Source organism: Bradyrhizobium sp. 482_C4_N1_8 (assembly GCF_052075965.1).
Taxonomy (GTDB): domain Bacteria; phylum Pseudomonadota; class Alphaproteobacteria; order Rhizobiales; family Xanthobacteraceae; genus Bradyrhizobium; species Bradyrhizobium barranii.
The window spans coordinates 6,501,630-6,510,062 of record NZ_CP197231.1 but is presented as its reverse complement, the minus strand read 5'-3'; the positions used below and the strand labels follow the sequence as shown (position 1 = coordinate 6,510,062).

General features: G+C 64.3%; 8 protein-coding genes. 6 read left to right on the top strand and 2 right to left on the bottom strand.

Translation table 11 applies throughout. From position 1 onward, the window contains the following. Positions 1–284: 284 nt before the first annotated feature. The 4 genes from AB7Z56_RS31100 to AB7Z56_RS31085 all read left to right on the top strand — a co-directional run bounded on the left by AB7Z56_RS31100 (position 285) and on the right by AB7Z56_RS31085 (position 3,465). Positions 285–497 carry a hypothetical protein gene (locus tag AB7Z56_RS31100; RefSeq protein WP_231144462.1) on the top strand — a complete coding sequence of 71 codons (213 nt, stop codon included), beginning with the start codon at positions 285–287 and terminating at the stop codon, positions 495–497. A 357-nt stretch (positions 498–854) separates the two neighbouring features. Further along, entirely contained in the window at positions 855–2,033 is a 1,179-nt protein-coding gene (locus AB7Z56_RS31095) for a polysaccharide biosynthesis/export family protein (protein ID WP_231144463.1), read from the top strand. Between the two features lie 59 nt (positions 2,034–2,092). After that, positions 2,093–2,611, top strand: a complete 519-nt coding sequence (locus tag AB7Z56_RS31090) for a hypothetical protein (protein ID WP_231144464.1) — start codon at positions 2,093–2,095, stop codon at positions 2,609–2,611. Next, positions 2,611–3,465, top strand: a complete 855-nt coding sequence (locus AB7Z56_RS31085; RefSeq protein ID WP_231144465.1) for a lytic transglycosylase domain-containing protein — start codon at positions 2,611–2,613, stop codon at positions 3,463–3,465. Before AB7Z56_RS31090 ends, AB7Z56_RS31085 begins: the two co-directional genes overlap by 1 nt. A gap of 48 nt (positions 3,466–3,513) precedes the next feature. Here the strand turns inward: AB7Z56_RS31085 and AB7Z56_RS31080 are convergent, their stop codons facing one another. After that, entirely contained in the window at positions 3,514–3,747 is a 234-nt protein-coding gene (locus tag AB7Z56_RS31080) for a FecR/PupR family sigma factor regulator (RefSeq protein ID WP_354114731.1), read from the bottom strand. Further along, entirely contained in the window at positions 3,728–4,516 is a 789-nt protein-coding gene (locus AB7Z56_RS31075) for an RNA polymerase sigma factor (RefSeq protein ID WP_283018559.1), read from the bottom strand. Before AB7Z56_RS31075 ends, AB7Z56_RS31080 begins: the two co-directional genes overlap by 20 nt. Before the next feature lie 178 nt (positions 4,517–4,694). Between AB7Z56_RS31075 and AB7Z56_RS31070 the strand changes: the two genes are divergently transcribed. Both AB7Z56_RS31070 and AB7Z56_RS31065 read left to right on the top strand, forming a co-directional pair. After that, positions 4,695–6,488, top strand: a complete 1,794-nt coding sequence (locus tag AB7Z56_RS31070; protein WP_231144467.1) for a ShlB/FhaC/HecB family hemolysin secretion/activation protein — start codon at positions 4,695–4,697, stop codon at positions 6,486–6,488. After that, positions 6,489–8,429 carry a DUF2341 domain-containing protein gene (locus AB7Z56_RS31065; RefSeq protein ID WP_425364295.1) on the top strand — a complete coding sequence of 647 codons (1,941 nt, stop codon included), beginning with the start codon at positions 6,489–6,491 and terminating at the stop codon, positions 8,427–8,429. Positions 8,430–8,433 lie beyond the last annotated feature (4 nt).

The following is an 8,433-nucleotide window of genomic DNA, read 5'->3' as shown; positions in this document are numbered from 1 at the left end:
GGTCTGCGCGTTCAACTCGAGATTGATAGGCTTGCGGTCGCGGTCGACAGCTCCGTGTCGCCGTCATCCATCACGATTGAGCGAGACGCCGGACAAGCTGAGCACACCTGCCACCGAATGAACGCTTTTCGTCCAGAAATCTGACTTCTTGTTTAGGATTGGTCACAGCAACGATAAGAAACAGACCTACAAGGTCGGCAACAGGCTTCTGGGAGGCGGGCAGTGGGCTGCTGTCCGTCCCATTTTGGAGACGGCCTGTCTGTAATTTTGTTTTGGGGGTTGAAATGCGCGCGACGAATCCGACCGAACCGGTCTGCTCCGAATCCGCGCTGCCTAGATTGAAGGCCAACGTCTACGATCTTGGACTGAAACAGGACGCGGACGGCCGGCTTCGCCGCATCAGAGATCTCGAGCACGAGAATGCATTGTTGATGCGTATGGTCTCCGAAACTCAGATCGAGCTCGCGCGCCTGCGTGAGCTGTTGTCCTCGAACTGATGTGATCCGGGGCCTTTTCGGCCGCCGGGCGCCGCGTCTTCGCCGATTTGAGCAATCGATCCACCCGAGCGATCGCTGCGGGGGCGGTGACACGTTCGGTTGACCGATTCCGTCGGGTTCATCGGCCGCGCGCGAAACGCGCGGCGGCGCCCGCGGGATTTGTGGCCCTGAAGTCTCGTCGGCTGCCGTGCTCGTTTTCGCAGATGCGTTGCGCGGAGCGTCTACTCAGCAGGAACCGCACATCACCTGCGCCGGCGGCGCGGGAGGCATGCTCCGCCGCGAGGCGTCCCGCAAGCCGGTCCAGGTGTGCGTCAGCTTGGTGTGAAACGAACGGTCATGCGATTTCGGAAATTCTTGTTGATCGCATGCTGCCTGATCTCGTCGGCCGTGCTCGGCGGCTGTGGGTTCATTCCGATGTCAGGGCCGGCAAGTCTCGACATCAGGAACGAGAACACGACGGTGCTGCCGTTTGCCGTCGTCAAGCTCAATCCCGAGGTCCTGCAGGTGCTCGAGAAATACGAGCCCAACGGACTATCGGGAAATCTCGCGGACACGCGTCCGCCCTCGAGCATCAAGTTCGGCATAGGCGACGTCATCAGCGTCACGATCTTCGAGGCCGCGGCGGGCGGGCTCTACGTGCCGCTGGAAGCCGGCGTGCGCCCGGGTAATTTCGTGAATCTGCCCGATCAGGCCGTCGACAACGACGGGAACATCACGGTGCCCTATGCCGGCCGGATCCGCGCCGCGGGCCGCACCAATGTGCAGGTTCAGGAAGACATTCTTGCGCAGATCAAGAAACGCGCGATCGACCCGCAGGTCGTGGTGACATCCAGCCAGCAGCGCTCCTCGCTCGTCAGCGTGTTCGGCGAGGTCAGGACGCCGGTGCGATTCCCCATGCCGTCGGCTGGCGCGCAGGACCGCATCACCGACGCGATCACGCGCGCGGGCGGCATCAGCGGCGCCGGCTGGGAGACGTGGGTCGTGCTCGAGCGCGGCGGAAAGCGCGCCACGGTGCCGTTCGGCAATCTGGTCTATTTCCCGGCGAGCAACGCCTTCGTGCAGCCTGGAGACCGCCTTTATCTCTACCGTGAGCCGATGAAATTCATCGCGTTCGGCGCCACCGGCCAGCAGGGCGAGTTCAATTTCGATGCCTGGCGTATCAACCTGACGCAAGCGGTCGCGAAGGCGCGCGGCCTGCTCGACCTCCAGGCCGATCCGGCATCGGTCTTCCTCTATCGCCGCGAGCCGCGCGAGGTGGCGCAGCGCCTCGGCGTCGACTGCTCCAGGTTCGACGGCGATTCCGTGCCGATCGTCTTCAACGTCAACTTCCAGGATCCGGCCGGATATTTCATCGCCACCAAGCTATCGATGCGTCCGTTCGACGTGCTCTACGCCGCTAACGCTGCGCAAGTGGATGTCACGAAGGTTCTGACCTTCATCAACACGGCGCTCGTGACCGCGGAGAGCGGAGTGAGCCTCGTCAACAACATCCGCTTCCCGGGGCCGACCTCCTCGACGACCACCGTCTTGCAGTGAAGCCGGTCGGGCATTCCGATGATGGAGGCGGAGGAGGCGCCTTGACGGCGGGACCGCAAATGTTACTCATCGTGCAGGATACGATTCGACGATATCGAATTATGTTAATGCTCGCCCGCGGCCCGGCCAACGAACCTGCCGGCTGGTGGAGGAACAGGGCTATGAGCCGAGTTTTGTATTGGTCCGCGCGCACGGGTGGCCACGCTCTCGCGGCCGGTCTCGTCGCGCTCGCGGCGGCGGGAGGTGCGGGGGCGCAATCCGCCAATCCGGGCAATCCGCCGGTGGAGCGGCAGGGCACCATCATCGGCGGGCAGGCGACGAAGTCCACGTACGAACGCTGCGTCGATGTGCAGATCGGAAACGAGAGCGCGTTCGGTTGCATCAATCAGCAACTCAAGCGCGAGGTCAACAAGGTCAATCCTTCGCTCAACCTGCCACCGGTCGACGCGCGCTCGTCCGACGTGCGTGTCGGCAACCCGAACGAGGCGGCGATTCGCCAGCAATATGGCTCAAATTACGGTCGTTCGGCCGTTCCCTTTAGGCCATCCGCTCCTACCATCGTGCCGCCGCACCGCTGATGCCTGGATCCGCTTCACATCTGCAAGCCAGTCGAAGCATACGCTGGTCGTGGCGGGTCGCAGCGCTGTGCCTGCTGATCGTCGCGAGCGGCGAGGCGCGCGCCCAGAAGCACGACGAGCGCAGCAAGGCCGAAATCGGCCACGTCGCGGCTTCTGTGGACGATGCTGATGATGGCGCAGTGGAGCCTTTGGCGCTGGAGCCGTTTGCGCCGCGTCCGCTTACCGCCGCCGATTTTCCTCCCGCAAATCCGCTGCTTGCCAATTTCACGTACCGCACGAGCGCCATGTTCGGCCGCGACTGGCGCGCTGGCCGTGCCGAGTACCGGCAACTGGTCGAGCGCGAAGCGCTGGCTTTCGGCCTGCCGCCCGCGCTGGTCGATGCGGTGATGGCGGTCGAGAGCCGATACAATCCCGCCGTGGTCGGCATGGACGGCGAAGTCGGGTTGATGCAGGTGATGCTGCCGACTGCACGGATGATGGGTTTTGCCGGGACGCCGGCGGAGCTGGCTTCGCCCGAGGTCAACGTGCATTACGGCGTTCGCTATCTCGCCGGTGCCTGGCGCCGGGCCAACGGCGATCTCTGCACCGCGACGATGAAATATCGCGCCGGCCATGGCGAGACACGATTCTCGTATCTGTCGGTCGAGTATTGCACGCGCGTCCGCGCGCATCTGGCGGCCAACGGCGTCGCCGTCACCGGCTCCGTTCCACCACCGACGTTCGGACGGACTTCGGCAAGCAGCGCGCCCGCACGTGGTCGCGTCCTGACGGGGGGGAGCACGATCAATTTCGCTGCTCTGAACACGCGCCTGCGCAGCGTAGCCGACCGCAAGACGCCGTCTGATTTGCATTGACAGGCTGCAGGAGCAGGAACCTGCGGCTCGCAGGTCAGGCCTGAGGCATTAGGTGCGCGCTTTGCCCTTCGATGCGCGTCGCCGCCGGCTTGCCGGCGCGGGACGGCCGGTTGCAAGCGCCTGGCCGATGGCGCGCCAGCACTTTACCGCATCGCGGAAAGCATTTTCATGCGCGGAACTTCGCCCGCGCCAGTCCATAAGCTGTTCGGCATCTGCAAGCGTCGCCTCGCCCGACTTGAGGCGCATGATCCATGAAAGGGCTTCACGGATTAAGGGATCCAAGTGATCGACCTGATGGCTTCGCTTCGTCACGATCCAGCGCTTTCCGGCACACGCCGGGCGTGAGCGGATGCTCGCGATCGGCATATCTATGTACGTAAGACGAAGCTGGACGCTGAAAACCGAATTTGGTCCGCACGGGACGTTTGAGACGATCAGCGCAATGCTCGACTGCCTGCTTGAGGTCGGTCTCGACAGTGCGGACGGTGACGCCGAGAAGGGCCGCGATCTCTCGGTTCGGCATGCCGTCGATGCGCGAGAGCATCAGCACGCGTCGGCGGCGCTCGGGAAGCTCGGCGATTGCGTGCCTGAGCAGATTGACCTCGGAGCGATCCTCGATCACGCGCGCAGCGTCGGGCCGGTCGTCGGGAATTTCGAGCAGGGCATCGACCTCGTCGACGGTGAGGCGGCGCTTCTCGGCGCGGCGGCGGTCCGCAGCGATATTGAGCGCGATGCGGAATAAATAAGCCTTCGGGCTGCGCACCGGCCCAAGCTCGCGCATGCCTTCGAGACGAAGGTAGGTTTCGTTGAGCGCTTCCGAAGCAAGGTCCGAGGAGCCCAGTCGGCGCGTCAACCTGCGATCGAAGTCGACATACTCTGCGAGCAGAAGCGTCCGCAAGCTGCTGATGCTGTCGATGGTCATGCTACGCCCCACTTCACTCAGTCCCCAATTTGTGGCCGGACGGTAGTAAGGCCGCACAACGGTAATGTGACGAACTGTTATCGAGTAACAGGCATCGAGTGATAGTGGCGTTATGTTGCGTGAAATCATCACACGAGCGATTGAGCGGTGTCGCGAGCATCGTAAAAAAGTTTTCGCTGCGCCTGCGCGCGCAACGTCTATCGGATAAGGCCCTCGCAGACCGGCGTCTCGGTCGGTTTCGGGCTGTCCGAAGGACGCTGCGGTCGCCGAAGGGCGTCTGCAATGCGAGCATGATATCGAGGCTGAGGTGAATTCGCGTCGTCTGTATCATAATGGCGCGCGCCGTCATGCGCCGCCGCCGCTGCGCGCTGTGCGGAGTGGTCGGTCTGATGCGGCATGTGCCTCGCGTCTCGCCATCTGCGGCTTGATCATCTGCGCGATCTGCACGAAGCCGGCCGCGGCGAAATCCGAGGCCGACGCGAGCAAGCCGGCTGCGGCGAAGCCCGCTGCTGCTGCGCCCGCAAACGCCAAGCCGGCCAAGAGTGAGGCGGAGGCGGCCAAGCCGGCAGCACCGGAAACCCGTTTCGATATCGACGAGTATCGTGTCGAGGGCGCGGACAATCTGCCGCAGATCGAGATCGAGGCTGCGGTCTATCCCTTCCTCGGTCCGGACAAGAGCTCGCAGGATGTCGAGAAGGCCCGCGCCGCGGTGGAGAAGGCCTATCACGACAAGGGCCTTCAGACCGTCAGCGTGGCCGTGCCGCAGCAGGATGCGCAGCGCGGCTTCGTCGTGCTCAAGGTTACCGAGAACCGGGTCGGACGCCTCCGCGTCAAGGGCTCGCGTTATTTCGACCTCGACAACGTCAAGAGCGCTGCGCCGTCGCTCAAGGAAGGAACGCTACCGAATTTTCAGGACGTGACGAAGGACATCGTCGCGCTGAACCGCTGGCCCGACCGGCGCGTCACGCCGGCGCTGCGAGCAGGCGTCGCGCCCGGCACCGTCGACGTCGATCTCAACATCGAGGACACGCTTCCGCTCCACGGCAGCATCGAGCTGAACAACAAGCAGAGCCCGAGCACCACGCCGCTGCGTACCAGCATCTCGATGCGCTACGACAATCTCTGGCAGCTCGGTCATTCCATGACCTGGACGTACCAGGTCTCGCCGATGAACCCGAAGGACGCCATGGTCGTGTCGGGTTCGTACCTGGCGCGGACCGAAATCGACTGGCTCAGTGTCCTCGTCTATGGCCTGACCTCGGACAGCTCGGTCGCGACCGTCGGCGGCTCGAACGTTGTCGGTCCCGGCCAGGTGGTCGGTGGGCGTGCGGTGCTGACGCTGCCGTCCAGGGGCGAACTGTTCCACACGCTGTCCCTCGGGATCGACTACAAGGATTTCAAGCAGTCGCTCAAGCTCGGCTCCGATGCCTTCGACTCGCCCGTGACCTATGTGCCGCTCGTCGGCACCTACGGCGCAACCTGGCAGGGCGAGGGGCGGCTCACGCAGCTCAACGCAACGATCACGGCAGGCTTGCGCGGCATCGGCTCCAGCCGCGACGAGTTCGACGCCAAGCGTTTCGACGCGACCGCGAGCTTCATCACGCTGCACGCCGATATCTCGCACACTCAGGATTTCGCCGGCGGGTTCCAGCTCTACGCGAAACTGCAGGGACAGGCGGCGGATCAGCCGCTGGTGTCCAGCGAGCAATTCAGCCTCGGCGGACAGGACACGGTGCGCGGCTATCTCGAATCCGAGGTGATCGGTGATTACGGCGTCGCCGGCACGCTGGAGCTGCGCACGCCCAATCTCGCACAATATCTCGAGCAGAAGCTGCCCAATCCGCTCGGCGAATCCATCAAGTACAACGCCTTCGACGACATTCGTTTCTTCGCTTTCGCCGACGGCGGCAATACCAGAATCCACAAGCCGCTCATCGATCAGGAATCGCATTTCGACCTCGCAAGCTACGGAGTCGGCATGCGCATGAAGACCCTTCGCTACCTCAACAGCATTGTTTTCGTCGGTATGCCGCTGACCAGCCAGCAGGTCACCGTCGCCAATCATCCACGGTTCAGCTTTCGGGTCTGGGGAGAATTCTAGATGTCGCTCCTTCGCTTTGGATCACGCCCCGGACTTCGCCTGAGCGCGCCGGTGATGCTCGCCTTCGTCTTCCTCGCCGCACTGTGGCCGTCGCCCGCGGCGGCGTGGTGGAACGATCAGTGGACGCTGCGCAAGAAGATCACGATCGACACCGGTCCGTCCGGCGCAGGGATCAGCGATGCCATCGGCACCACGCCGATTCTCGTGCGTCTGCATGTCGGCAATTTTCGCTTCGGTGGGGCGAAGGAGGACGGCGGCGACCTTCGCTTCGTTGCCGGCGACGACAAGACGCCGCTCAAGCACCATGTCGAGAAATACGACTCGCTGCTCGGCGAAGCGCTGGTCTGGGTCGGCGTTCCCGACCTGAAGCCGGGGACCAAGAACGACATCTGGCTCTACTACGGAAACCAGAAGGCGCCGACCGCGGTCGACGCGAAGGGCACCTACGATCCCGACACCCTGCTGGTCTATCATTTCAACGACCGCTCGACGCCGGCGCAGGACATCACCGCCTGGGCGAACACCGCCCAGAACGCGGTCCCGGCTGCTGACGGCGCCATCATCGGGCAGGGCGCGCGCCTCGATGGGCAGACTGCGCTTACGCTTCCCGGCTCGCCCTCGCTCGTGACCGCGGAAGGCGGTGAACTCAGCTGGTCGCTTTGGATCAAGATGATTGCGCCGCAGCCGGGCGCAGTGTTGTTCTCTCGTAACGAGGGCGCGAACGGGCTGACGGTTGGGTTGGACAACGGTGTGGCGTTCGTGGAGGTCACGAGCGGCGGCAACACGCAGCGTGCCGCCGGCGGGACGGCGATCGCGGCCGGGACCTGGCACCAGGTCGCGTTCACGGCGAAGGGTGCTCAGATCATCCTTTACGTCGACGGCAACCAGGTCGCGACGCTTGCTGCGGCCCTGCCCACCATGACCGGCGTGGCGCAACTCGGTCGCGCCGCTACCGCGGCAGCTCCCGCCGCGGATGCAGCCGCGCCCGCAGCCGACGCGGCTCAGGCGACGCCACCCGCAGCCGCGCCTTCTGGCTCTGCCGCCGGCTTTGCCGGTGACGTCGACGAGCTTGCGATCGCAAAGGTCGCGCGTTCGGCCGGTTTCATCAAGCTGTCGGCGGTCGGGCAGGGGCCCGACCAGGCCAAGCTGATCTCCTTCAGCGTCGACGAGGAGAACGCGGGCTGGTTCAGCGGCGGCTATTTCGGCGTGATCCTGCGCTCGGTGACGCTGGACGGCTGGGTCGTCATCGGCCTGCTCGGGATCATGGCGTTGATCAGCTGGTACGTCATGGTCGATCGCATCTCGTATCTGAACCGCGTCTCGGCCGGTAACACGATCTTCCTCAAGCATTTTCGCGAGACCTCGACCGACATCGGCGGGCTGCTCCAGCTCGACAATCAGGAGAACGATCCAAGCTTCGGGGGCGAGCTCGGCAAGAAGCAGCGCAAGGTGGTCCATGCCGCGCCGCTCTACCGCCTGTTCGCGGCCGGTGCGCAGGAGATCCGGCGCCGCTTTGCGGGTGGCGGTTACCGCCGGCTGTCGCCGCAGGCCATCCAGTCGATCCGCGCCGTGCTCGACAGTGGCTACGTGCGGGAGAGCCAGCGCCTCAATCGCCTGATGGTGATGCTGACGATCGCGATCTCGGGCGGCCCGTTCCTCGGCCTGCTCGGCACAGTGGTCGGCGTCATGATCACCTTCGCGGCGATCGCGGCCAGCGGCGACGTCAACGTCAATGCGATTGCGCCGGGTATCGCGGCCGCGCTGGTCGCCACCGTCGCGGGCCTCGGCGTCGCGATCCCCTCGCTGTTTGCCTACAACTACCTGACGATCCGCATCAAGGATGTCAGCAGCGAGATGCAGGTCTTCGTCGATGAGTTCATCACGCGGATCGCTGAGTCCTACGAATTGCCGGAAGAGCCGGTGAAGCAGGCGGCGGAGTGAACCC